The 23624-nt window shown below is 56.8% G+C and carries 23 protein-coding genes and 1 riboswitch; of the genes, 21 read left to right on the forward strand and 2 right to left on the reverse strand.

Annotated features, from left to right (window positions below; all coding sequences use genetic code 11):
• Positions 1-77 precede the first annotated feature (77 nt).
• From ETC00_RS04785 to ETC00_RS04845, 13 genes are all read left to right on the forward strand, one after another.
• Positions 78-236 carry a hypothetical protein gene (locus tag ETC00_RS04785; protein WP_171564817.1) on the forward strand — a complete coding sequence of 53 codons (159 nt, stop codon included), beginning with the start codon at positions 78-80 and terminating at the stop codon, positions 234-236.
• Entirely contained in the window at positions 233-976 is a 744-nt protein-coding gene (pxpB, locus tag ETC00_RS04790) for a 5-oxoprolinase subunit PxpB (RefSeq protein WP_171564818.1), read from the forward strand. The genes ETC00_RS04785 and pxpB overlap by 4 nt, the downstream gene beginning before the upstream one ends.
• Positions 973-1977 carry a 5-oxoprolinase subunit C family protein gene (locus tag ETC00_RS04795; protein ID WP_171564819.1) on the forward strand — a complete coding sequence of 335 codons (1005 nt, stop codon included), beginning with the start codon at positions 973-975 and terminating at the stop codon, positions 1975-1977. Before pxpB ends, ETC00_RS04795 begins: the two co-directional genes overlap by 4 nt.
• 11 nt (positions 1978-1988) lie before the next feature.
• Positions 1989-2756, forward strand: coding sequence for a 5-oxoprolinase subunit PxpA (pxpA, locus tag ETC00_RS04800; RefSeq protein WP_171564820.1), 768 nt, complete (start codon positions 1989-1991; stop codon positions 2754-2756).
• 21 nt (positions 2757-2777) lie between these two features.
• Entirely contained in the window at positions 2778-3965 is a 1188-nt protein-coding gene (locus tag ETC00_RS04805) for an NRAMP family divalent metal transporter (protein ID WP_171564821.1), read from the forward strand.
• Between the two features lie 78 nt (positions 3966-4043).
• The gene (locus ETC00_RS04810) at positions 4044-4835 is read left to right on the forward strand and encodes a putative hydro-lyase (protein ID WP_171564822.1); all 792 of its coding nucleotides are present in this window, start codon (positions 4044-4046) and stop codon (positions 4833-4835) included.
• A 1-nt stretch (position 4836) separates the two neighbouring features.
• A complete protein-coding gene (locus ETC00_RS04815) occupies positions 4837-6117 on the forward strand; it encodes a purine/pyrimidine permease (protein ID WP_171564823.1) in 1281 nt (426 codons plus the stop codon).
• A 68-nt stretch (positions 6118-6185) separates the two neighbouring features.
• Positions 6186-7022, forward strand: coding sequence for an alpha/beta fold hydrolase (locus ETC00_RS04820; RefSeq protein WP_171564824.1), 837 nt, complete (start codon positions 6186-6188; stop codon positions 7020-7022).
• 260 nt (positions 7023-7282) lie between these two features.
• Positions 7283-8593 (forward strand): branched-chain amino acid transport system II carrier protein, encoded by a 1311-nt coding sequence (brnQ, locus tag ETC00_RS04825; protein ID WP_171565017.1) that lies wholly within the window; start codon positions 7283-7285, stop codon positions 8591-8593.
• A gap of 214 nt (positions 8594-8807) precedes the next feature.
• Entirely contained in the window at positions 8808-10001 is a 1194-nt protein-coding gene (locus tag ETC00_RS04830) for a DUF418 domain-containing protein (RefSeq protein ID WP_216369281.1), read from the forward strand.
• 114 nt (positions 10002-10115) lie between these two features.
• On the forward strand, positions 10116-11294 hold the full coding sequence (locus tag ETC00_RS04835; RefSeq protein ID WP_171564826.1) for an acyltransferase: 1179 nt from the start codon (positions 10116-10118) through the stop codon (positions 11292-11294).
• 142 nt (positions 11295-11436) lie between these two features.
• The gene (locus ETC00_RS04840) at positions 11437-11841 is read left to right on the forward strand and encodes a MarR family winged helix-turn-helix transcriptional regulator (RefSeq protein ID WP_171564827.1); all 405 of its coding nucleotides are present in this window, start codon (positions 11437-11439) and stop codon (positions 11839-11841) included.
• A 48-nt stretch (positions 11842-11889) separates the two neighbouring features.
• Positions 11890-12594, forward strand: coding sequence for a YczE/YyaS/YitT family protein (locus ETC00_RS04845; RefSeq protein ID WP_212131954.1), 705 nt, complete (start codon positions 11890-11892; stop codon positions 12592-12594).
• 75 nt (positions 12595-12669) lie between these two features.
• Here the strand turns inward: ETC00_RS04845 and ETC00_RS04850 are convergent, their stop codons facing one another.
• Entirely contained in the window at positions 12670-13971 is a 1302-nt protein-coding gene (locus tag ETC00_RS04850) for an aminotransferase class I/II-fold pyridoxal phosphate-dependent enzyme (RefSeq protein ID WP_171564828.1), read from the reverse strand.
• 173 nt (positions 13972-14144) lie between these two features.
• On the opposite strand from ETC00_RS04850, the gene def reads away from it, so the two are divergent.
• A complete protein-coding gene (gene def / locus ETC00_RS04855; RefSeq protein ID WP_171564829.1) occupies positions 14145-14672 on the forward strand; it encodes a peptide deformylase in 528 nt (175 codons plus the stop codon).
• A gap of 106 nt (positions 14673-14778) precedes the next feature.
• On the opposite strand, the gene ETC00_RS04860 is transcribed toward def, so the two are convergent.
• Positions 14779-15513 (reverse strand): CAP domain-containing protein, encoded by a 735-nt coding sequence (locus ETC00_RS04860; RefSeq protein WP_171564830.1) that lies wholly within the window; start codon positions 15511-15513, stop codon positions 14779-14781.
• A 7-nt stretch (positions 15514-15520) separates the two neighbouring features.
• A riboswitch (cyclic di-AMP (ydaO/yuaA leader) is annotated at positions 15521-15671 on the reverse strand.
• Between the two features lie 169 nt (positions 15672-15840).
• On the opposite strand from ETC00_RS04860, the gene ETC00_RS04865 reads away from it, so the two are divergent.
• The 7 genes from ETC00_RS04865 to ETC00_RS04895 all read left to right on the forward strand — a co-directional run bounded on the left by ETC00_RS04865 (position 15841) and on the right by ETC00_RS04895 (position 23547).
• Entirely contained in the window at positions 15841-15996 is a 156-nt protein-coding gene (locus ETC00_RS04865; protein WP_171564831.1) for a hypothetical protein, read from the forward strand.
• Between the two features lie 244 nt (positions 15997-16240).
• Positions 16241-17206 carry a phosphotransferase gene (locus ETC00_RS04870; protein WP_171564832.1) on the forward strand — a complete coding sequence of 322 codons (966 nt, stop codon included), beginning with the start codon at positions 16241-16243 and terminating at the stop codon, positions 17204-17206.
• 37 nt (positions 17207-17243) lie between these two features.
• Positions 17244-17978: a 2-phosphosulfolactate phosphatase gene (locus tag ETC00_RS04875; protein ID WP_171564833.1), complete on the forward strand. Its 735-nt coding sequence runs from the start codon at positions 17244-17246 to the stop codon at positions 17976-17978.
• A 408-nt stretch (positions 17979-18386) separates the two neighbouring features.
• On the forward strand, positions 18387-19775 hold the full coding sequence (locus tag ETC00_RS04880; RefSeq protein WP_171564834.1) for an amino acid permease: 1389 nt from the start codon (positions 18387-18389) through the stop codon (positions 19773-19775).
• Positions 19776-20009: 234 nt separating this feature from the next.
• Complete coding sequence (locus ETC00_RS04885; protein ID WP_171564835.1) at positions 20010-20657, forward strand: TetR/AcrR family transcriptional regulator; 648 nt, start codon at positions 20010-20012, stop codon at positions 20655-20657.
• Positions 20658-20659: 2 nt separating this feature from the next.
• Complete coding sequence (locus ETC00_RS04890; protein ID WP_171564836.1) at positions 20660-21343, forward strand: DUF2306 domain-containing protein; 684 nt, start codon at positions 20660-20662, stop codon at positions 21341-21343.
• A gap of 131 nt (positions 21344-21474) precedes the next feature.
• The gene (locus ETC00_RS04895; RefSeq protein ID WP_171564837.1) at positions 21475-23547 is read left to right on the forward strand and encodes a thioredoxin domain-containing protein; all 2073 of its coding nucleotides are present in this window, start codon (positions 21475-21477) and stop codon (positions 23545-23547) included.
• Positions 23548-23624: the final 77 nt, after the last annotated feature.

Genomic DNA, 23624 nt, shown 5'->3' on the forward strand with positions numbered 1-23624 from the left:
TGAAAATTGTCGTATAATGAAAAACAAAAAAACGAAAACGGAACAAAAATTCCGAATATCGGAACGGAGGGTGAGGATTGTCGGACATCAACAAATCGGTCCACAAGGCGGCGGACCTGCTTCAGCTGTTTCTCGCCCGCCAGCACCTGTCGGAAACGGTCGAACCTGCCGTTCACCCGAACATGTGCGGACACGGACTGGCATGGCGACAACCGTCAGGAGGGAATCGGCGATGAAGGTACGTCTGGAACCGCTCGGCGATCACGCCGTGGTCGTCCGCTTCGGGACAAGCATTGACCCGCACATTCACAGCCAGGTGATGCAATTTTCCGCATCGCTGGAGCAGGAGCCGCTGCCCGGCATGGTGGAATACATCCCCGCTTATGTTACTGTCACGGTGTTTTACGACCCCTTCCAGTTGTACGAGCGATACAAGGGACGGCAGCGGATGGACGGAGGAAGCCGTCAGCCGTTTTCACCCTATGAATGGTTCTGCGGGCAGATTCGCGAAAGGCTGAACAATCTGGGGCAAACAGCCCCTGTCAGCGGCCGGTTGGTCAAGATTCCCGTCCTATACGGGGGCGAAATGGGCCCCGACCTCGGGGAAGTGGCCCGCCACAACAACCTGACGGAGCAGGAAGTGATTGAAACGCACGCCTCTGGCGATTACCAGGTGTACATGATCGGATTTGCCCCCGGATTTCCCTATATCGGGGGGATGCCGGAAAAAATCGCCACACCGCGGAGACAGTCACCCCGCCTGTCCATTCCGGCAGGTTCTGTCGGTATCGCCGGCAAGCAGACTGGCATCTATCCGCTGGAAACGCCGGGCGGTTGGCAGATCATCGGCCGCACGCCGCTGAGGCTGTTCCGTCCGGAAGCAGATCCGCCCAGCCTGCTGCAGGCAGGGGATCGCGTCCAGTTTGTGCCCATAACGGAAGAGGAATTTCGCGCATACGAGGAGGGATCGGCATGACGATACGCGTCATTCGCCCCGGACTGCTGACAACGGTCCAGGATGCTGGGCGTTACGGGTATCAAAAACACGGCGTGATCGTAAGCGGGGCGATGGACCCGGTTGCCCACCGGGCCGCCAATCTGCTGGTGGGCAACTGCGACGCAGACGCCACGCTGGAAATGACGCTGATCGGACCGGCCCTCGAATTTACGGAGGACGCGCTGATCGCCATTTGCGGCGCCGATTTGTCGCCCACGATCGCCGGCGTTCCCGTGCCGCTGTGGAAGCCGGTGTGGGTAAAAAAGGGCGCCGTCCTGGAGTCAGGCGGCTGCCGTGCCGGGGCGCGCAGTTACCTGGCTGTGGCCGGAGGGATACAGGTGCCGGTGGTGATGAACAGCAGCTCTACATACTTGCGGGCCGGTATCGGCGGTCATGAGGGGCGGCCGCTTCGTGCCGGAGACGTTTTGAAAGCCGGGCCGCTTCCGGAACAGTCGACGATGATGATCCGCCACTTGCGCTCGCACGCGGAGGAGGGGGCATTTGTTCCGGCAGAGTGGGGGATCGGACCGGAATTGCTGCCGGCATACGATTCATCGCCAGTGATACGGGCCATGCGCGGCAGTCAGTGGGACTGGTTTACAGAAGCGAGTCAGGAGGCATTTTTTTCGCAGGCGTTTCGGATCTCACCGCAATCGGACCGAATGGGCTACAGGCTGGAGGGACCTGTCTTGTCGCTCGTCTCGCAGACGGAGCTGATCTCCGAAGCCGTGTCGTTTGGCACTGTGCAAGTCCCGGCCGAGGGCAAGCCCATCGTGCTGCTGGCCGACCGGCAGACGACGGGCGGCTATCCGAAAATCGCCCAGATTGCCAGTGTCGATCTGCCGCTCATCGCCCAGACCAAGCCGGGGGATGTGATCCGGTTCGTCGAAATCAGCCGGGCCGAAGCGGAAGCGCTGCTGCTTGAGAGGGAGTACAGCATTCGGCAGGCCAGGTTGGGCATTCAGTTCAAACTTGCATAGGAGGGATTTGCATGCACCGCGTGGATCTCAATTGCGACATGGGAGAGAGCTTTGGCGCCTACACGATTGGAAACGACGAAGCGATTCTGCCCTATATCACTTCCGCCAACATCGCCTGCGGCTTCCATGCCGGCGATCCGGGCACAATGCGCCGGACGGTAAAGCTGGCACTGGAACACGGCGTCATGATCGGCGCCCATCCGGGCCTGCCTGATCTGCAGGGCTTCGGCCGGCGCAACATGGCCGTATCTCCGCAGGAAGCGTACGATCTGATCGTCTATCAGGTGGGAGCACTGCAGGGCTTTGTACAGGCGGAAGGAGGCACGATGCAGCATGTGAAACCGCATGGAGCCTTGTACAACATGGCGGCTGCCAACCCGGAACTGGCCCGGGCGATTGCCGAAGCCGTCTATCGGATCAATCCGGAGCTTTACCTGGTCGGACTCGCGGGCAGTCAGCTTGTTGTGCAAGGGAAGAACATCGGTCTGCATGTAATCAACGAAGTCTTTGCCGACCGCACCTATCAGCAGGATGGCTCGCTGACGCCCCGCAGCCAGCCGGATGCGCTGATTGCCGATGACGAACAGGCGGTCTCCCAAGTAATCCGCATGGTCAAGGAAGGTAAGGTGACCACACGGCAGGGGACAGACATCGAGATAACGGCGGAAACCGTCTGCATCCACGGCGACGGTCCGCACGCACTGACGTTTGCCCGCAAGATTCGTGCGGCGTTGGAAACGTCTGGAATCGCAGTCAAGGCGATGAAACATCCAATGTAGAGACAATCGGGGGGATCTATTATGAAAGCATCGAGAATCAGCCTGCTGTTGGGTGCCGCATTTTTGATGGCTACGTCCGCCATCGGACCGGGCTTCTTGACGCAGACGACTGTATTTACGCAGCAGTTGGCCGCCAGTTTTGGCTTTGTCATCCTGATGTCGATCCTGCTGGACATCGGGGCGCAGCTGAACGTGTGGCGCATTATCACGGTCTCGGAAAAGCGGGCCCAGGACATTGCCAACATGGTCCTGCCCGGCCTGGGTTACCTCGTCGCTCTGCTGATCGTCCTGGGCGGTCTGGCGTTTAACATCGGAAACGTCGCCGGAGCGGGGCTGGGATTGAACGTGCTGTTTGGCATCTCTGCAGAGACGGGGGCGTTGGTAAGTGCAATCATCGCCATCGGGATTTTCCTCGTGCGCGAAGCAGGCAAACTGATGGACCGATTTGCCCAGTTCATGGGCGCTGTCATGATTGTCCTGACCCTGTACGTAGCGGTCACCTCTTCGCCGCCTGTGGGGGAAGCGGTCGTCAAATCCTTTGTTCCCGACACCATTGACGTGCTGGCGATCGTCACCCTGGTGGGCGGAACGGTCGGGGGATACATCACGTTTGCCGGCGGCCATCGTCTCCTGGATGCGGGGATCAAGGGGGTTTCCTCCTTGCCGGAAGTGACGAAAAGTTCTGTCTCCGGTATCGCCATCGCGTCTGTCATGCGCATCATCCTGTTTCTCGCGGCGTTAGGCATAGTCGCCCAGGGGCTGCAATTGGACCCCTCCAATCCGCCTGCATCCGTCTTTCAGTTGGCGGCTGGACAGGTGGGGTACAAGATCTTCGGCGTGGTCATGTGGGCCGCGGCGATCACTTCGGTCATCGGCAGCGCCTACACATCGGTCTCGTTTATTCGTACGTTCCATGAAAAGATTGACCGTTACCACAACTGGATCATCGTCGGCTTCATCGCTGTTTCCACGCTGGTCTTTGTGCTGGTCGGCCGTCCCGTGAAAATCCTCGTTTTGGTGGGGGCGTTAAACGGCTTGATTCTCCCGCTAACGCTCGGGGTGATGCTGATCGCCGCCTATCGCAAAAACATCGTCGGGGATTACAAACACCCGCTGTGGATGACCATTTTCGGCTTGATCGTCACGATTACGATGGCAGTCATGGGCGTATATACCTTGGTGAATGAGCTGCCAAAACTGTTCCAATAATCAAATGGATACCGCAGGACGCTTGCCGCCGCCTGCGGTGTTTTCCATGCAAATCACAAATGAATGGAGGGACTGAGCATGAACGAGTTTGCGTCGATGCATCCGAAAGAGGCCCGTATGCTGATGCGGGAAGGGCGTTGGGACAAACCGACGGCAGGAATGGCTGCCGGATATGCACAGGCCAACCTGGTGATTTTGCCGCAATCGCTCGCCTTTGACTTCCTGCTGTTTTGTCAGCGCAATCCAAAGCCGTGTCCCGTACTGGATGTGACCGAACCCGGATCACCCGTTCCGGCACTGGTCGCTCCGGACGCCGACCTGCGTACCGATCTCCCCCGATACCGTGTCTATCGGAAGGGTGTACTGGCGGAGGAAGTCACCCGGATTGACCATTTGTGGCGGGAGGATATGGTCGCCTTTTTACTGGGGTGCAGCTTTACCTTTGAACAAGCGCTGCTGGACAACGGCATTCCGGTGCGCCACATCGAACAACACTGCAACGTGCCCATGTACGTAACCAATCTGGACTGTGCAAAGGCGGGCCGCTTCTCCGGCCCCATGGTGGTCAGCATGCGGCCCATTCCGCACGATCAGGTGGTGCGGGCGGTACAGGTCACCTCCCGCTTTCCGGCGGTGCACGGCGCACCCGTCCACATCGGCGACCCGCGGCAGATCGGGATAGCCGATGTAAACACGCCTGACTTTGGCGATCCCGTCCCGATTTATCCGGGGGAGGTCCCCGTCTTTTGGGCCTGCGGCGTGACGCCGCAAGCTGTGGCGATGCGCTGCAAACCGGAACTGATGATCACCCACGCTCCGGGGCACATGTTTATTACCGACCAGCGGGACGCACAGTACGGGGTACTGTAACATGCGGCAGGCACTCTCGATCATTCAGTGGGCCATGTTTATCCTCGCCGGCAGTGTGGTGGCTCCGCTCGCGATCGGGCAGGCGTACGGCATGACGCCGGTGGAAATCGCCGACTTTGTGCAGCGCTCGCTGTTTGTCCTGGGGGTCGTATCGGTCCTGCAGGCCCTCTGGGGACACCGGCTGCCCATCGCCGAGGGGCCCGCAGCGCTGTGGTGGGGCGTGTTTCTCCTGTTTGCTTCCCTGGCTCCCGCGATGGGACTCCAGCCGCGCGAGGTTCTGCCTGCCCTGGAACTGGGGCTGATCGCAAGCGGCCTGATTTTCCTTGCACTGAGCGCGTTTGGCTGGATGGACCTGATTCGCCGGCTGTTTTCGCCGACGGTGGTCGGCACGTATTTTCTCCTGCTGGTGGCGCAGATGAGCGGACCGTTTGTCACCGGCATCCTGGGAGCAAAATCGGGCGCGATTGACGGAAAAGCGGCGGCCATTTCGCTCGCTACGCTCATCGTGTCGCTGGTCCTGGCAAGGAGCCGATACCAACTGCTGCGCAGTTATTCGGTGCTGATCGCAATTGCGTTTGGCTGGTCCTTGTTCGTCCTGGCGGGCCTGTACCAGAAAATCGAAGCACCGGCAGAGGACTGGGTTTCCCTGCCTCATCTGCTGTCGTGGGGATGGCCGCACGCTGACGGCGGCATTATGCTGACCTCGCTCATCGTCACCGTCCTTTTGCTGAGCAATCTGATCGCCAGCATGGAGGCGGTGAAACGGGTGGTCCACCCTGCCGAGCCCGTCAGTGCCAACCGGTCCGGCATCATCATGGGCATCAGCCAACTGCTGTCCGCCGCGTTTTCCACGATCGGCTTCGTGCCGGTGTCCTACACGGCCGGCTTTATCCTGACCACGCGGATGAAGGACAAATGGCCGTTTGTGATGGGCAGTCTGCTGCTGGTCGCGGTCAGTTTCATACCGGCGGTCACGCTGTGGTTTGCCTCGATCCCCGTCTCGGTGGGGTACGCCAGCGTGTTCCTCTCGTTTGCCAACATGATTGGCATGGGAATCCAGGAGATCGCCAAAAGCGGGCTGGATGAACGGCAGGGGTATATCGTCGGCGTTGCGCTGATGGCCGGTGTCGGCTGCATGTTTTTGCCCGCCTCATTCCTGGCGCAGCTGCCGCCCTACATCAGTCCGCTCGTCAGCAACGGTCTTTTGATGGGCGTGCTGATCTGCATGGCGCTGGAGCGGCTGGTCCACTCGCGGCCTGCGTCCAGCCGGGAAAGCGAATAATTCTTCCCATTTTTCTGCAAACGTGGTATGATGACACAGAACAAACGTTCGAGTTGGGAGGAAGGCATATGGAATGCGTGCTGGACGACGTGACGGTTCATTACGTAGAGTACGGTGAGGGATTTCCTGTATTGATGCTGCACGGATTTTCACCTGATCATCGGCTGATGACGGGCTGCATGGAGCCTGTCTTCGCCGACCGTCCGGGCTGGCGGCGGATCTATCTGGACCTCCCGGGGATGGGACGGACCAAAGCAGCGGATTGGATCACAGGATCGGATGAGATGTTGTCGGTCGTCGAGCGGGTGGTGGAGCGGCTGATACCGCACGGAGCGCCGTTTTTGGTCGCGGGAGAATCCTACGGAGGCTATCTCGCCAGAGGGCTGCTCACCCGGCAGGCGCATCGAATGGCCGGTATGCTGCTGATCTGTCCGGCCATTCACGCGGAAAAGGAGAAACGGGACCTGCCCCCGCTTACCGTGCTGGCTCGGGATGAGAAACTGCTGGCCGAACTGACGCCGGAAGAGCGGGAGGAGTTTACCTCCATTGCTGTCGTGCAGGACCGCTGCAGCTGGGAGCGCTTTGAGCGGGAAATCCTCTCCGGCTTACAGATGGCCGACAAGCACTTTCTGAACAAGCTGAAGCAGCGATTCTCGTTTTCCTTTGATGTGGAACCGCTGGTCGGGCGGTATGACAAACCGGTGCTGATCCTGACCGGACGGCAGGATGACTGCACGGGCTACCGGGACGTGTGGACGATCCTGGAGCATTATCCGCGGGCTAGCTTCGTCGTGTTGGATCGCGCGGGCCACAACCTGCAGATCGAGCAAAGCCGGCTGTTTACCGCGCTCGTCCACGAATGGCTGGACCGAGTGGAGGAGGAGCTGCGCAGGGAAAAACGGTAGTCTGCGTCAGTCAGGCAGCCGGTTATGTTCCTATGTCTCCGCTTGTCGTCCGCACGAGTAACAATTTCGGCGTGCAGACACAGGACTCGGCGTACCATCCTGATCAGGAACGTATTTTTCAAATAAATTGAAATCATTTACAAAAGTGAACATTGCGAATATCGCGTTGCTACTGGATTCCCGGCGGAAAAGTTGATAGAATCCCTCTCTATATAGGAGGAGGGAGCTATACTGTGAAACATACGCTGTCCAAAAAGGACATGGTCCTGATCAGTTTTATGCTGTTTTCCATGTTTTTTGGGGCGGGAAATCTCATTTTTCCGCCGTTTCTCGGCCAATCGGCCGGTGAGCAGGTGTGGCTATCCCTCGCAGGCTTTCTGCTGTCGGCGGTAGGGCTGCCGATTCTCGGGGTCGTTGCCATCGCCAAGGCGGGCAGCTTTTTCGCGCTGTCCCAACGCGTGCACCCGGTCTTTGCCTGGCTGTTCCCGCTCTTGATCTACCTGTCGATCGGTCCCGGTCTGGCGATTCCGCGCGCCGGAAGCCTGGCGTTTGAGATGGGAATGGCGCCGTTTCTGCCGGCTGCCTGGTCGACGCAGCCGTGGGGGCTGGCCGTGTACTCCGCCGTCTTCTTCGCGGTGGTCTTCTGGCTGAGCCTGTCCCCGTCCAAACTGGTGGATCGCTTCGGCAAGTTGTTGACCCCGACGCTGTTGGCAATCATTTTGCTCATCTTTGTTAAAAGCCTGCTGTCTCCGATGGGGCCATCGGCGCAGCCTGTCGGGCCGTACGCCGAGCATCCCGCGTTTCAGGGATTTCTCGACGGGTATCTGACCATGGATGCGCTGGCCGCTTTGGTCTTCGGCATCGTCGTGGCCAACACGCTGCGCGCCAAGGGCATCGAGGACAAAGGTCGCCTGTCCGTCTACATGATTGGCGCCGGTCTCGGGGCGGGTGTGCTGTTGGGCGTCATTTACGTGATGCTGGGGATGATTGGTTCCGCCAGTTCGTTCTTGGGCAAAGCGGACAACGGGGCGCAGATTCTGACCAACGTGATGGGCTACCTGTTCGGCGCCAGCGGGAAAGTGCTGCTTGGCGTCGTGTTTACGGTGGCGTGTCTCTGCGTTTCCATCGGACTGGTCACCTCGTGCAGCCAGTACTTCAACAGCCTGCTGCCGCGCCTTTCGTACCGGGCCTGGGTAAGCATCCTCTGTCTCGTCAGCATGACGATCGCCAACCTGGGGTTGACGCAAATTCTCGCGGTCTCCGTACCAATCCTGGGAGCGATCTATCCGGTCGCCATCGTGCTCATCCTTCTGGCGCTGGCCGACCGCGTCATTTCCGCCCGTTCGTTTGTCTACGTGACCACGGTCAGTCTGGTCGCGCTGTTTGGCGTGATTGATCTGATCAATGCGACGGCGGGAAATCACCGCTGGGACACCTGGCTGAATGCGCTGCCGCTGTACGCGCAGGGAGCCGGCTGGGTGATGCCGGCGCTGATCGGGTGCTGCGCCGGCATGGTGCTTGATTTCAGCAGACGAATCCGGGGCGAAAGAAGAGAGGAGCAGCCGTCCTAAGACGGCGATGCAGGGGGGAAGAAGCAGACGATTCTGCTTTTTCCGCCCTGTTTTATATTTCCCGCGTCTTGCGTAAGAAAGCTCGGGATTCATACCGGCAGCATCTCGTGCTTGCGCCCTTGTTATTCTGGAAGATTGTGACTTTTTGCCGGTACGTTCGTAGTAACCAAGGGAAGATTACATAGGAAAACACGGAAGATACGAAAAAGAAAGGATGACGCGAGTGAAGGCAACACCCGTCTCGGCTGGGGAGAGGATCGCCGAACTGGATGTTCTGCGCGGATTTGCCCTGTTTGGCATCTTTTTGGTGAACATGCCCACTTTCCTTATGCCTGACCTGTTTCTCCCAGATGACCGGTTGCCGCTGTCGCATTCGGTGTCGGACGATTGGATTCGGCTGCTGTTCGACATGTTTGTCCAAACCAAGTTTTACACCATCTTTTCATTTTTGTTTGGCGCCGGATTTTACCTGTTCATGAGTCGGGCAGAGCAGAAGGGATATGCGGCCAAACGGTTGTATCTGCGCCGCTTGACCGGGCTGATGCTGTTCGGGCTGGTCCACCTGCTGTTTTTCTGGTATGGGGACATTCTCCACACCTATGCGCTGGCGGGCTTGTGTTTGCTCTGGTTTTTCAACAGATCGGAAACGTCCATACGCAGGGCGGCACTCATTCTGCTGATCGGGTGGAATCTGTTGATGGCGCTGACGCTGTTGATTCCCGGCGAATCTTCGTACAGCGCTGAAACATGGCAGCTTGCACAGGAAACGATCTCCGTGTACAACCAGGCGGGGCTGGCGGAATGGCTGCAGTTCCGCTGGACCCATGAACTGCCGATCGTGCTGCAGAACGATTTGATAAACGTCTTGTCCATCCTGCCGCTGTTTTTGCTGGGATTGTACGCAGCCAAAAAGGGCGTCTTTCATCGTCCCGAACAGCACATGGCGGCCATCAAGCGCGTCTGGCTGTTGGCGCTGGCTGCAAGCGTTCCGCTGGTGGCGATGATTCCGCTTGTCCAATCTGGCGTCGTGGACCTGCCTGCACCGCCCGACATAGCTGGACTGGTGTTTATCGGGTGGAGCGGCCTGGCGCTGTGCGCGTTTTACATCACGTCACTGCTTCTGCTGATGCGGACAGGGCGAGGACGAAAGCTGCTGGCACCACTCGCGCCTGTGGGGCAGATGGCTCTAACCAATTACCTGGCGCAGACCGTTCTGTCGCTTTGCATCGTCCGGTTTTTCCATCTGTACGGGGAGGCGGAGATGTGGCTCGGACTTGTGCTGTGCCTGGTGATTTTTCCGCTGCAGGTGGCGTGGAGCCATTGGTGGCTTGCCCGCTATCGATTCGGACCGCTGGAGTGGCTGTGGCGCTGTTTGACATACGGTATTGTTCCACAGATGAAACGATGAGGCACATTCGCATCGGTCCGCCGCCCGCGCTGCACTTTCAGGCAAGTGCGGCGGATCGGCAGGATGTGAATATCTGTATTTTTTTGAACGGGAGAAAGGGTTGGAAACGAGTCAATGGCCCGAAAAGAACGAATTGTTGAACTGGACGCGTTACGCGCTTTTGCCTTTTTTGCAGTGGTGTATCAGCACGTGATCGGCGTCTACATGCGAAAGCCCGGAGTGGACGAGATGACGGCATTTTTGTACGGAAATCTATTTCACCTGTTCAAGTTTGCCGTTCCGGCTTTCGTCTTTATTACCGGACTGGTGCTGTTTTACAACTACTACGACCGGGTGAACTACCCCGGCTTTATCCGCAAGCGGTTTACCGAGATCGTCGTGCCCTACGCGATCTGGTCGTTGATCTACATGGTGTGGCGCCGAGACGTGACCGGGTGGGACGTCTCGGCGCTCGTCAGCTTCGTGAAATCGTTGGTCGCAGGCACCGCCTCGTACCACCTGTGGTTTGTCGTCATGATCTTTCAGTTTTATCTGCTGTACCCGCTGCTGTTAAAAGGCTTCAAGGCGGCAAAGCAGCGTTTGTCCGGCCGCGCGGCACAGGCGCTCGCCGTCGCAGCGGCGGCTTTCGTGTACGCGGGACTGATGTGGGTGTCGGCACGCTATCTGCCAGCTCATCCGTTCCGTTTTGACGTGGCCTGGCTGGACGCGTATCTGATCACCTGCAGGGACCGCAATTTCCTGTACTATTCCTTTTATTTCCTGATGGGTGGGATGGTCGCGTTGGCACTGCCCGCGTTCCGTTCGTTTCTGCAGCAGCGCTGGCCCTACCTGCTGATTGTGTTTGCCGCTGCCTACGCGTACATCGGGTATGAGCTGGTCAGGGATTCGGGCGGCTATATGGTCAACCTCAACGTGGCCACGTCGCTGAAACCGTCCATGTTTATCTATACGGTGGCCCAACTGCTGCTGATCTACCTGCTGGCCGTCCTCGTGACAAAACGGGACTCGCGCTGGACTGCCTTGTTTGCGATGATCGGCCGGAATTCGTACGGGGCGTACCTGGTTCATGCTCTCGTGCTCACGTACGTGATGAAGGGTTTGAACCTCTGGGATGTCACCTTTAGCAGCATGTTTGGCAGCGTGATTGCGTTTCTGCTTTGTTCATCGGCTTCGATCGCTCTCTCGTACGGACTGGCCAAACTGCCGTTTGGAGCATTGTTGGTCGGGGCGGCGGAAAAAAAGCGGACCAGTGCGCCGGGACAGGCGGACAAGCAGTGGAAGCAGGCGATGTAAGAGGATGATACGAAAAAGGCTTCTCTACAGGGGAAGCCTTTTTGCATGTGCTCCGTCAGATTGACAATTTCCACGGCGTATCTGTATACTTAGCTGGGTAAAAGTTAGCTAGGTAAATAATTGACGGGAGGAATGTGTCACCGTGTACGGACACAAGGTGAATCAACTGGGCAGGCGTTTTTCCAAGACGCTGAACGAACGGCTGACCCCGCTGGGTCTGTTCACGGCCCAGTGGGCTGTCGTCGTGCGGCTGCTGGAAGGGCCGGCCACGCAGACGGAGTTGTGCCAATACCTGTGCGTGGAAGCGCCAACAATGACCCGCACGCTGGCCCGGATGGAGCAGGCAGGATGGATCGAGCGGCACAGCGGTGCGGACAAACGGGAGCGGCGGGTGGCACTTACGGAGAAGGCCCGAGCGATGGCGGACGAGTGGATGCGCGCATCAGACTTCGTCGAAGCGAAAGCCGTGCGGGGAATTTCCGCCGACGAGCTGGCTGTGTTTTCTAGCGTGATAGATCGCATGATGAAGAATTTGAGTGAATCGTAGAAAGAGCCGCAGCAGGCGGCAGGAGATAGGAGAGGAGCAGAGATTGCGATGAAGCGAAAACAGGCAGGGTTGAGGCGTGCGGGGGTTTTCGGCGCCAAGCTGGTGCTGTTTGTCGCCGGTCTGATGGTGCTGGCGCTGGGCGCCGTGTCGTTGATGCGCGCCGCGGTGGGCGTCGCCACCTGGGACGTGCTGCACATCGGGTTGGCCGGGCTGACGGGCTGGTCGATCGGCACGTGGGTGCAGATCGTCGGCATCGCGATGATCGGCATGGCGTGTGTGCTGGACCGTCAGTGGCCGCGTATCGGCAGCGTCGCCAACATCCTTTTGATCGGCTATTTTGTCAACGGATTTCTCGACGCCGGGATCGTGCCGACGTTTTCGGCCTTGTGGGCCCGGTTTGCCCTGTTGCTTGCGGGGATTGTGCTGATGGGGATCGGGTCCGGCATGTACGTGGCTTCCGGCATCGGGGCGGGGCCGCGAGACGGGCTGACGCTGTCCCTGGCTCGGCTGACCGGCCGGTCGATCCGGCTCGTCCGCACCTTTCTGGAAGGGATTGCACTCTTGTGCGGCTGGCTGGCAGGCGGTCCCGTCTCCGTAGGGACGTTTGTCTCCGTGTTCCTGATTGGTCCGGTCATGCAGGCCTCGCTCGGCTTTTGGCGCGGTCAGGTGCAGCGCTGGGAACGCTGGGGCGGGGAGCAGTCGGGACCGCAGGCGATTCCCCGTGTTCAAGGCCAGGCAGAGCGCGCCTCCTGATTGAAAAGCGTCAAAGAAAAAGCGTTTTGGCGATAGAAGCCAAAACGCTTTTTTGCTGGGCGGTGCCGTGCTCTGCTATTGTTGTCCCTGCAGGTCTTTTACGCCGCTGTACACCAGGTTGAACAGGTCCTCGATCTGTTCCTCCTCGATGCAGGAAAAGGCGATGCGCAGATCGGTGTCGCCCAGAGCGATCGTGCCGACGCCGTATTTCTCCAGCAGGTGCGTGCGGAGCTCTTCTGCGTTGACGGTTTTCAATTTGAGGCACATGAAGTAGCCGGAGTTGAACGGATAGTAGGTCCAGGCGTCGTCAAACCGGCCGCTGTCCAACAGCTCTTTGACGCGGTTGGCCCGGCGCTTCATGATCTCAAATTTTTCCTGCTTTTGCGCCTGGAATTCCGGGGCGTTCAGCGCATGCAAAACAAAGGTCTGCGACGGATGCGGACCGCTGGAGATGGTCGCCCGAATGATGCCGAGCGTTTTCTGTTCCAGTGCGGCCAGTACCGCATCGTTGGCTGCGCCGTACGTGATAAAGCCGACGCGGAATCCCCAGACGTATTCCTCCTTGGTGGCGCCGTCCACCTTTACCGGCAGCACGCGCGGATGCAGGCCGCACAGCTCGGCAAACAGGGATTCTCGCATCGAGTCTTCGAAGAACAGGCTGAAGTACGCGTCATCCGTAACGGCCACGATGTTGATACCGGCTTCGGCCGCTTCCTTCAGTGCGGCAACAATCTGCTTGCCTTCCTCGATGCCCGGCGTGTACCCTGTCGGGTTGTTGGGGAAGTTGAGCACGACGATGGCCTTGCCTTTTTCCTTTTGCGCCAGGATGGCATCGCGGAGGCCGGCTGCGTTAAACTTCATGTCCGCGTTGTAGAGCGGGTAGTAGACCAGTTCTGCTCCACGGCGAATGGAGAAGGTGAGCTCGTAGTTTTCCCAGTTTTTGTCCGGCAGAATGACGGCGTCTCCCGGCCCGGCGAACAGATCAGCGACCACGCTCAGCCCGTGGGTCAGCGCATTGGTGACGATTGGATTGCCAAAGGTTTTATCCGCAAGCGACGGATGTTCCTCGATCATCTTTTTCCGCCATGCCGCACGCAGTTCCGGTTTACCCGCGGGCGGGGCGTACTCGTACAGATCCTTGGGATTGTAGGCGGACAAGGTGCTTTGGATCACGTCCAGATGCATCGGTTGGCCATTTTCCAAGGCAATTCCAATCGTGGCATTGTATTTGTGCCCTTTTGCCTTGGCTTCGGCAGACTGGCTGAGTATGCCTTCCTTGGGAAAGTAGATGAGCTTGCCCAGGTCGGACAGCATGGCAAAGACGTGCGGATTTTCTCGCTGAAGCGTATCGTTGAGCTTTGCTGCCAATGAATGCATGGTTTCCTCCCTCTTCGTTTCCATCATCAATCATGTTTACCATTAAAGATAGCGCATATAAGTGTGTTTGTCGATTGAAAAAACGGACGGAAGCCGGCGCAGATCAATTGACGGATGTCAGGTGCATTTGTTACGGTGAATACACGACAGTCTCAAACGAGAGGGGAACCGATATGGCAGAACGGCTCATCGTAAAATTGGGCGATCCGATCCTGCGGCAAATCTCGAAGCCAGTGACTGCCGTCACGAAAAACGTGGAAAGAATCTTGAACGACATGGCGGACACCATCTACGCCGACGAGGGCAGGGCAGGCTTGTCCGCAATCCAGATCGGCATACCGAAGCAGCTGGTCGTGATGGACTGCGGTACCGGCCTGGTGGAGCTGATCAACCCGCGGATCGTGGAAAAAAAAGGTGCAGAGATAGGGGCCGAAGGGTGCTTGTCCATTCCCGGCGTGGTCGGCAGAGTGAAACGGGCCACGTACGTGAAGGTAATAACGCTGAACCGGGCGGGCGAAGAAGTGGTCCTCGAAGCGGAAGGCTATTTGGCCCGCTGCATCCAGCACGAAATCGACCATCTGAATGGCATCCTGTACATCGACTACGTCAACGTTCTGTATGATGCCAGCACCGGCAAGCGGCTGAAACCCGAGGCCGCCAATCCGATTCTCGCGCATAAACGCCCATTGATCCGGTATTAGCGGTCTGCCCGGCATTGACGAAACGAGCGATGCAGATAACGTCGCCGGCAAAAAAGCCGTGCCTCTCATGCGAGAAGCACGGCTTGCTGTTTCCATTGTTCATCGTTTATCCGGTAAATTCCTGCACCCAGTAACCATTGTAGTACGCCACGCCAATTTTCGTGAAGTTCGGATTCAAAATATTGGCGCGATGGCCTTGGCTGTTCATCCATTGCTGCATGACTTCCTGCGGGCTGCGCTGACCCATGGCGATATTTTCGCCGGCCGTTCTGAACGTGATGCCGTATTGTTTCATCATGTCAAACGGAGAACCGTAAGTCGGGCTGGTGTGGCTGAAGTAGCGGTTTTGGTACATGTCGACCGCTTTGTCCATGGCCACTTTGGACAGGGCGCTGTCCAGCGTCAGCGGCTTCAAGCCGGCTTTCGCACGCTCCTGATTCACCAGGTCGGCCACCTGCTTGGCAAATTGAGAAACGGACGGTGCCGCTTGTTGGGCCGGTGCTTTCGGCTGGGTCACAGCATTGTTGTTGGCGGGAGCTGTCTGATTTTGTGCCGGTTGTTGCACCGGTTTATTAACAATTACCGGTTTCTTCACGATTACCGGCTGCTTGACGGTTACCGGCTGTTTCACAGTAGTCGGTTGTTTCACAATTACCTGGTTGTTCACGGTCCAGATAGGGGTAATGCTCCGTACCTTTTGGTAAAAATCGGAATATTGAACCAATTGTTTTTGGCTGGTGATCGATTGGTACGGGCACGTCGCGGCAAATGCGGACGTGGAAATGCTGGTTACGGCCAATCCCATAGCGATGGCAAGAATCGGCTTGGCAAATCGTTTCATGTGCACATCGTCTCCTTTTCTTCGCCTACGAGGTTAGTTGTCGGGTTAGGATTGAGGAGACAACCCTTTGCCATGCGGCAATTCACCCCATGCAGACCGTGGTCTGCAAAAAAAATCCCCCGCACTTCCACTCTCGGAAGTTTCGGCTTGTTTTTGGCTCGCTTACGAGAATAACAAAGATACCGGAAAAAAGGAACCTTTAAAATATGGAAATGAGATGGAAACGACGGTCACTTAGCGCCCGCCGTGCCCGCTGTTATCGGCCGTATAGCAATCTCGGATTTGCAACCATACTAAATGGGAAACCAACATGGGAGGCGATCAGCGATGGACAAGCAGACAGATGTCAATGTGGAACTGCAGCAGGTGGGCGCGTATCCGACCAAGCAGAAAATGCACCAGCAAAACGTGACGCTGCTGGATGAGAAAGAGCGCGAGACGACACCGACGAAGCAGCCGTCCAGCGAAAATACGCAGGGCTAATCAGGCAATCAGTCCGCGAATTGATACCAACAGGAAGTCATGGTACAAAACGGTTATCCTGCCCAGACGGGATAACCGTTTTTTTATGACGTTCGTGGACGTTCGTGACAAACGGCGCAGGCATGTCGACGTGCTCTCGGCCATGCTGCCATCATAAAGAACATGTATGGAATTACCAGAATGTTCTTGTTATCAGAAGCATGGATGATATAATGAAAAAGCTGCCATTTTTGGGAGGTGTAGCATGAACGGACAAATCGAATGGCTGCGAAGCAAAAGTCCCGCACTTCGATCAGCAGTCGGCTTCGAGCCGATCACCAATGGGTTTTCGACAGACAGAAAATATCTGGTCCAGATGGTGTCGGAAGAACGGCGAATCCTGCGCATAGCAGACCAGAGCAACTGGGAGCGGAAGCGGTCGGAGTTTCATATTCTCCACGCCCTGCAACCGTTCGGAGCGAGCATTCCGCAGCCGATTGAATACGGGATATCAGAGGACCTGCAGATTTGCTACATCCTGTTGTCCCATATCGACGGAGAGGTCGCCCGGGACATGCTGCCTCTCTGTACGGAAGAAGAACAGTTTTTTATCGGATGGCAGGCGGGTCAAGACCTGAGAAAACTGCACCAGCTTCACGCGCCGTCCGGCATCCCCGCCTGGAATTCGCGAGCCGTTCAAAAACACGCGAGATACCTCGAAGCGTATCGCACTGCTGGCAGTGCCATACCGCACGACGAGAAAATCATGGCGTTTGTGGAAGTAAACAAGGCGTATCTGCGCAAGCGGCCAAACCGGTTCCAGCACGATGATTTCCACGTGGGCAATCTGATCGTAAAGGACAAGCAATATGCCGGGACCATCGATTTCGACCGGTTCGATTGGGGAGATCCCATCTGCGACTTTTGCAAGCTGGCCTTGTTCAGCAGAGAAGTAAGCGTCCCCTTTTGCTTCGGACAGATTATCGGATATTTTTACCCACGCAAGATCCCGCCGGAGTTTTGGACGTTGTACGCGGTATACGTGGCGATGAGTCTGTTCTCCGCCGTGGTCTGGACTGCCCAAATGGGTCATGAGCAGCGTCAGGAGATGCTCGGCAGAGTGCAGCTCATTGCGGAAGATCACCTGTATTTTGAACGCATGGAACCGGTGTGGTTTTCACAAGATCGAGACAAGTGGGAAGCGTTCGCGCAGTCGCATTGTCAACATTGAAGAGGGACACGCAGTCCTGGAAAGGAAGGGGAAGCAAATGGCGGATGTGGCAGTGTTTCAGCAAAACGGATTTCACGCCCGTTTTGATTGGGGGTATGAAGGGGTGAAAGCCTTGGCCCCTGTTTCCGACATCGTGGTGATCGTCGATGTGCTCTCGTTTACGACCTGTGTCGATGTGGTCCTCGCTCGGGGCGGAGTGGTGTATCCATATCGCTATCGGCATGCGTCCGCCTCGGAGTACGCAGCCAGCGTACAGGCCGTATTGGCCGGTAAACGCGGCGAGCCCATCTCGCTGTCTCCCGCTTCGCTCTCTGCGATTGACGAGGGGTGCCGGATCGTACTGCCGTCGCCCAACGGAGCCACGTGCGCCTTTTTGGCAAAGGACAGCGGCGCGATTGTGGTGGCCGGCAGTTTGCGGAATGCCTCGGCGGTGGCCCGGTTCATCCGAAATACAGGGGGCATCGTCACGGTGATCGCCAGCGGAGAGCGGTGGCCGGACGGCAGCCTCCGTCCCGCATTCGAGGACATGGTTGCGGCAGGGGCGATCCTCGGCGAACTTCACGGATACCGGCTGTCACCGGAGGCCCGCCTGGCTGTCGCTGCCTTTGACGCCGCCAAGTCGGAGATGTACCCGCTGCTGTGTGAGTCTGCCTCGGGACGGGAGCTGATCGCGGCGGGATTTGCCGAGGATGTGGCGATCGCTTCCGTTTGGAATGCCAGCCAGGTGGTTCCCGTGCTCAATCGCGAAGGGGCATTTGTTTCCGGATATTAAACATTTGTTTAAAAAATTCCTTCGTCTCACTCGCAAACGCTCCTCAATCATGATCTGCATCGTTGTGACAAACACGGACGCAGGGCCTCACTGTGCCATGTGGCCTTGCTCAAATTGATTGAACAATCACATATTTTTAATTATTCGATTACGTCAGAAATGTTGATTTACCAATGTTTTTTTTACTTGCACAATTGTCTTCGCGAAGAAAACATATTACAATACAATTACTTCAGCGCGAAGCAGAAGGAAAATAGTGTACAATTTTTCTCACTATTAGGAATGCTGAATAAAAATGGTACTGTCAAAAAACGGGATACCTGCCGCGTCATCGCGGACGAAAGGAGTGTCCCGCAGCATTCCTGAAAAGACAGCCGGTGTTGGCAGAAAGGAAAGAGGGAGCGACTAGTGGCGAACAAGGAATTGAAGCGGGGCCTGCAAGCGCGTCATATTCAAATGATCGCGTTGGGCGGAACAATCGGAGTTGGTTTATTCATGGGCTCGGCGAGCACGATCAAATGGACAGGCCCGTCCGTGATGCTCGCGTACGCAATTGTCGGGATTTTTATCTTTTTCATCATGCGTGCAATGGGGGAAATGCTGTACCTGGAGCCCAGCACGGGATCATTTGCGACCTTTGGACACAAGTATATCCATCCCCTGGCAGGTTATGTGACGGCCTGGAGCAACTGGTTTCAGTGGGTCGTCGTCGGGATGTCGGAAATCATCGCCGTCGGGACGTACATGAAATACTGGTTCCCGGATTTGCCCGCCTGGATACCAGGGTTGATCGCGATGCTGATCCTCGGTGCGGCAAACCTGTTCTCCGTGAAATCGTTTGGTGAATTTGAGTATTGGTTTGCCATGATCAAGATTGTGACCATTGTCTTGATGATCGTTGCCGGGTTTGGACTGATTTTCTTCGGTTTTGGCAACGGAGGAAACGCCATCGGGTTGTCTAACCTGTGGGAACACGGCGGATTCTTCGCAGGCGGCTGGACAGGCTTTTTCTTTGCGCTCTCGCTGGTGATCGGGGCTTATCAAGGGGTGGAGCTCATCGGGATTACCGCCGGTGAGGCAAAAGATCCGCGCAAAACGCTGACAAGTGCGATTCAAAGTATCATTTGGCGGATTCTGATCTTCTACATTGGTGCGATCTTTGTAATTGTAACCGTTTACCCGTGGGATCAACTGCAGTCGATCGGCAGCCCGTTCGTGGCAACCTTCGCGAAAATCGGGATTACGGCCGCAGCAGGGTTCATCAACTTTGTCGTCATCACTGCCGCCATGTCTGGCTGCAACAGCGGCATCTACAGTGCGGGTCGCATGCTGTACACGCTGGGGGTAAATGGACAAGCGCCGAAATTCTTTACCAAGCTGACCCACAACGGCGTGCCGCTGCTCGGAACGCTCGGCGTTCTCGTAGGGCTGGCCGTAGGTGTTGTCTTGAACTACCTGGCACCGGAAAATCTGTTTGTCTATGTATACAGTGCCAGTGTGCTGCCCGGCATGGTTCCGTGGTTTGTGATTCTGATCAGTCAAATCCGCTTCCGTAAGGCAAAAGGCGCCGAGATGGCACAGCATCCGTTCAAAATGCCGTTTGCACCGGTATCCAACTATCTGACGATTGCCTTCCTGCTCATGGTGCTGGTAGGGATGTGGATCAATCAGGAGACGCGCATCTCTCTTGTGGCGGGGCTGGTCTTCCTGGCTATTGTCGTGATCAGTTACTTTGCGTTTGGAGTGGGCAAGGCCAAAACCACGACGCAGGCGGAAGCCCATGAGGAAATCGCGTAAGAACGGATATGCGGTTAACGAAAAACGAAAAATCGATCTGTAAAGAGGGACATGTAAAAATGTCCCTCTTTTTTATGTTTATGCTCGCAATCAAAAAATAACTTGACTAAATAACTTAACCGGGGTTAACCTTTTAACTAAAGTCAAAAGATCAAGTGGAGGGATTAGCAAATATCCGGATTGCAGGAAAAGATACAACCGGAAGCTATCGGAAAAGGAGGGCAGAACCAACTGATGGGTAAAAAGGTGCCACTGCGTGAGCTCAAAAAGGCGAAGTCGAAAATTGCGCTCTTTCAGGCAAGTCTCGATCTGATCGGCAAAAAGTCGTTTAAAGACGTGAAGGTGGAAGACGTATGCGAAAAAGCGGAAGTCTCGAAGGTCACTTTTTTTAAATTTTTTCCGCAAAAAGAAGACGTACTGATTTACTTCATGTGCTTGTGGCTTACGGAGCGTATGATCGAACTCAAGCTGCATCCGAAACGGGGAATCGAGGCGATCCGTCATCTGTTTCAACACGTTGCCGCAGACGCCAGGGAAAGGCCGGGACTGATGCTGAGCTTGATCGGGTTTATGACGGAAGTAAACATGCACCCCCATATGCCGACCCTCAGTGAAGCGGAAATCCAGATTCTGTATCCCGACAAAGAAACGCTTGTTGACGCGGAAGCGCCCAATCTTGGTGCGTTGTTTACTCAGTTTATCGAGGAAGCGAAGGAAGACGGGGACATACCGGACCACCTGCCGACGGATGACCTGGTGAAAGTCACGTTCACCATTTTCTACGGCGCTTATCTTACCGCGCATCTATACAACTCTGATCAATTTATGGAGTTTTATGACCTGCATTTGCAACTATTTCTGTCAAACGGAGTGAACAGGTGAAGATGAGAAAAATATGGATGGGAGTCGCGTCTGTACTGGCTTTGGTCGTTTCCGCGTATGCGATTGTGCAGTTTGTCGTGTTCAACCCGAAAAGCGCCGGGCTGGTACAGCTGCATTTGTTGGATAAAGAGTTTCCTTATACACAGTGGGTCAATTTCCTGTATCTGCATGCCGTCGGATCGGCGATCGCTCTGGCCGTCGGGCCGTTGTTGTTCAGCACGCGGCTTCAGACAAAACACCTGCGCCTGCATCGCCAGTTGGGCAAACTGTATGTATTGTCGATCGGGGTTGGAGGGGTCTCCGGCATCTACCTGGCCTTTGAGGCACTCGGAGGGGTGATGAGTCAAGCGGGATTCCTGGCGTTGGACGTGGTCTGGCTGGCGGCCACCTATCTCGGGTACAAACGGATTCGTCAAAAGCAGGTCGAGCAGCATCGGGAATGGATGCTGCGCAGCTACGCGCTGACGTTTGCAGGCGTCACGCTGCGGTTCTGGCTCGGTTTGCTGGGGATGCTGACCATCCCGGTTGAAAGCCTCTCACAATCCGACTTGCTGTTGGGTGACTTTAACCGCATCTACCGGATTGACGCCTGGTTGTGCTGGGTCCCCAACCTGATCGCTGCCGAATGGCTGATCCGCAGGCGGCGCAAAAGCGGAGCCCAAGCGCGCTTTCCGCTTGCCGACTGACATGCGGCACTCCGATTTTCCTGTACGAAAAACAAGGATTGGATGGAAATGGGGCAGTCGTGTTTTTTGTTCATGCAGGGTATGCTATGTGTCATATACAATAAAATCCAGTAGGAAAGGGGTTGTTCCCCATGACAACGCACCGCAAACCCAATCAATTGGCCAAAGAAAAATCACCGTATTTGCTTCAGCATGCCTACAACCCCGTTGATTGGTATCCGTGGGGAGAAGAAGCGTTCACCAAAGCCAAACAGGAAGACAAACCCATCTTCCTCAGCATCGGCTACTCCACCTGTCACTGGTGTCACGTGATGGAACGCGAATCGTTTGAAGACGAAGAAGTGGCCGCGCTGCTGAACGAAAAGTTTGTCGCCATCAAAGTGGATCGGGAAGAGCGGCCGGATGTTGACCACATCTACATGACGGTCTGCCAGGCGATGACCGGACAGGGCGGATGGCCGCTGACCATTGTGATGACGCCGGAGAAAAAGCCGTTTTTTGCCGGGACGTATTTTCCCAAGTCGGCCAAGTGGGGACGGCCGGGCGTGATGGACATTCTGCGGCAGCTTTCCGAGGTCTGGGAGAATGACCGGGGACGGATCGACCGCAGTGTGGACCACATTTACAACACACTGGCGCCGCAGATGGCCCGGACCGCTCCGGGGACGCTGAGCCGGGAGACGTTTGGGAAAGCGTTGGAGCTGTACAAACAGCAGTTTGACGACATCTACGGGGGCTTTGGCGAAGCGCCCAAGTTTCCCACGCCGCACAACCTCATTTTCCTGCTGCGCCACGCCAAGGCGGCGGGTGAGACGGAGGCGCTGCAGATGGCGGAAACCACCTTGGAGCACATGCACCGCGGCGGCATTTACGACCACGTGGGATTCGGATTCGCCCGCTACTCCGTAGATCAAAAGTGGCTGGTGCCGCACTTTGAAAAGATGCTCTACGACAACGCGCTTTTGGCCTACGCGTATCTGGAGGCGTACCAGGCCACCGGCAAACGCGACTACGCCCGCGTCGCCCGCGACATTTTCACCTACGTCCTGCGCGACATGACCGACCCGGACGGAGGCTTTTATTCGGCGGAAGACGCCGATTCGGAAGGAGAAGAAGGCAAATTCTACATCTGGACGCCGTGGGAAGTGCGCGATGTGCTGGGTGATGAACTGGGGCAGCTATACTGCGAGACGTATGACATCACGGAACACGGCAATTTTGAAGGACGCAGCATCCCCAATCTGATCGGGACCGATCTGGATGCGTTCGCCCGCCGCCGGGGAATGACTGTTGAGGAATTGACGCAGCGATTGGAAGAAGCGCGCCAGAAGCTGTTTGCCCGACGGAAACAGCGGACTCATCCGGGCAAGGACGACAAGATTCTGACGTCCTGGAACGGCTTGATGATCGCGGCGCTGGCCAAAGGGGGGCTGGTGCTGGAAGAGCCCGCATATCTGGAGGCGGCGGAGCGGGCATGTGAGTTTATCGAGAGCAAACTGCGCGACGCCAACGGCCGTCTGCTGGCTCGCTACCGCGACGGAGAAGCGGCGTATCTCGGCTACGTGGACGACTACGCTTTTCTCATCTGGGGGCTTACGGAATTGTATGAGGCCGGACAGGAGCCGCAGCACCTCAAGCGGGCGCTGGAGCTGGCCGATGATCTGCTCCGCCTGTTCTGGGATGAAGAAAACGGCGGACTGTTCTTCTACGGCAGTGACGGCGAACAACTCATCGCCCGACCCAAAGAAATATACGACGGCGCGACTCCTTCCGGCAACGGCGTCGCCGCCTACACCTTCCTGCGGCTGTTCTACCTGACGGGACGAAGCGATTTGCGCGACAAGGCGGAGCGCCTTTTGACGACATTTGCGGGGAGCATCAATCAGTACCCCATCGGGTACAGCTTTTCCCTCTTGGCGATGCAGCTGCTCCTGCATCCGGTGCGGCAGGTGGTTATCGCGGGCCCAAGAGACGATGAGCGAACGCAGGCGTTTCTCCAGGAGACGCGCAGCGGTTACGCCCCGTTCACAGTGACTGTGCTGCACGATCCGACCGAAGAGCTGGGCAGCATGGCTGAAGTGGTCCGGGACAAAGTGATGCAGGGAGGCGAAGTGACGGCCTACATCTGCGAAAACTTCGCCTGCCGCGCGCCGATTACCGATCGGGAACAGTTCCAGGCAGAGCTGGAGCAGACGCGCGCGTGAGGGACTATTCCTGAAAACGAAAAAGAATTGACAGCTACCACATATTACTATATAAAAGAAGCCTCACCGACTGGCTG

The sequence above is a fragment of the Brevibacillus sp. MCWH genome (assembly GCF_013096935.1).
GTDB lineage: Bacteria > Bacillota > Bacilli > Brevibacillales > Brevibacillaceae > Brevibacillus > Brevibacillus aydinogluensis.

Coding starts and splice junctions, on each gene's coding strand:
- ETC00_RS04810 (WP_171564822.1), top strand. CDS start 4,044: ATGAACGAGTTTGCGTCGATGCATCCGAAAGAGGCCCGTATGCTGATG.
- pxpB (WP_171564818.1), top strand. CDS start 233: ATGAAGGTACGTCTGGAACCGCTCGGCGATCACGCCGTGGTCGTCCGC.
- ETC00_RS04890 (WP_171564836.1), top strand. CDS start 20,660: ATGAGAAAAATATGGATGGGAGTCGCGTCTGTACTGGCTTTGGTCGTT.
- ETC00_RS04830 (WP_216369281.1), top strand. CDS start 8,808: ATGACGCGAGTGAAGGCAACACCCGTCTCGGCTGGGGAGAGGATCGCC.
- pxpA (WP_171564820.1), top strand. CDS start 1,989: ATGCACCGCGTGGATCTCAATTGCGACATGGGAGAGAGCTTTGGCGCC.
- ETC00_RS04845 (WP_212131954.1), top strand. CDS start 11,890: ATGAAGCGAAAACAGGCAGGGTTGAGGCGTGCGGGGGTTTTCGGCGCC.
- ETC00_RS04870 (WP_171564832.1), top strand. CDS start 16,241: ATGAACGGACAAATCGAATGGCTGCGAAGCAAAAGTCCCGCACTTCGA.
- def (WP_171564829.1), top strand. CDS start 14,145: ATGGCAGAACGGCTCATCGTAAAATTGGGCGATCCGATCCTGCGGCAA.
- ETC00_RS04820 (WP_171564824.1), top strand. CDS start 6,186: ATGGAATGCGTGCTGGACGACGTGACGGTTCATTACGTAGAGTACGGT.
- ETC00_RS04895 (WP_171564837.1), top strand. CDS start 21,475: ATGACAACGCACCGCAAACCCAATCAATTGGCCAAAGAAAAATCACCG.
- ETC00_RS04885 (WP_171564835.1), top strand. CDS start 20,010: ATGGGTAAAAAGGTGCCACTGCGTGAGCTCAAAAAGGCGAAGTCGAAA.
- ETC00_RS04805 (WP_171564821.1), top strand. CDS start 2,778: ATGAAAGCATCGAGAATCAGCCTGCTGTTGGGTGCCGCATTTTTGATG.
- ETC00_RS04815 (WP_171564823.1), top strand. CDS start 4,837: ATGCGGCAGGCACTCTCGATCATTCAGTGGGCCATGTTTATCCTCGCC.
- ETC00_RS04865 (WP_171564831.1), top strand. CDS start 15,841: ATGGACAAGCAGACAGATGTCAATGTGGAACTGCAGCAGGTGGGCGCG.
- ETC00_RS04860 (WP_171564830.1), bottom strand. CDS start 15,513: ATGAAACGATTTGCCAAGCCGATTCTTGCCATCGCTATGGGATTGGCC.
- ETC00_RS04835 (WP_171564826.1), top strand. CDS start 10,116: ATGGCCCGAAAAGAACGAATTGTTGAACTGGACGCGTTACGCGCTTTT.
- ETC00_RS04850 (WP_171564828.1), bottom strand. CDS start 13,971: ATGCATTCATTGGCAGCAAAGCTCAACGATACGCTTCAGCGAGAAAAT.
- brnQ (WP_171565017.1), top strand. CDS start 7,283: ATGGTCCTGATCAGTTTTATGCTGTTTTCCATGTTTTTTGGGGCGGGA.
- ETC00_RS04795 (WP_171564819.1), top strand. CDS start 973: ATGACGATACGCGTCATTCGCCCCGGACTGCTGACAACGGTCCAGGAT.
- ETC00_RS04875 (WP_171564833.1), top strand. CDS start 17,244: ATGGCGGATGTGGCAGTGTTTCAGCAAAACGGATTTCACGCCCGTTTT.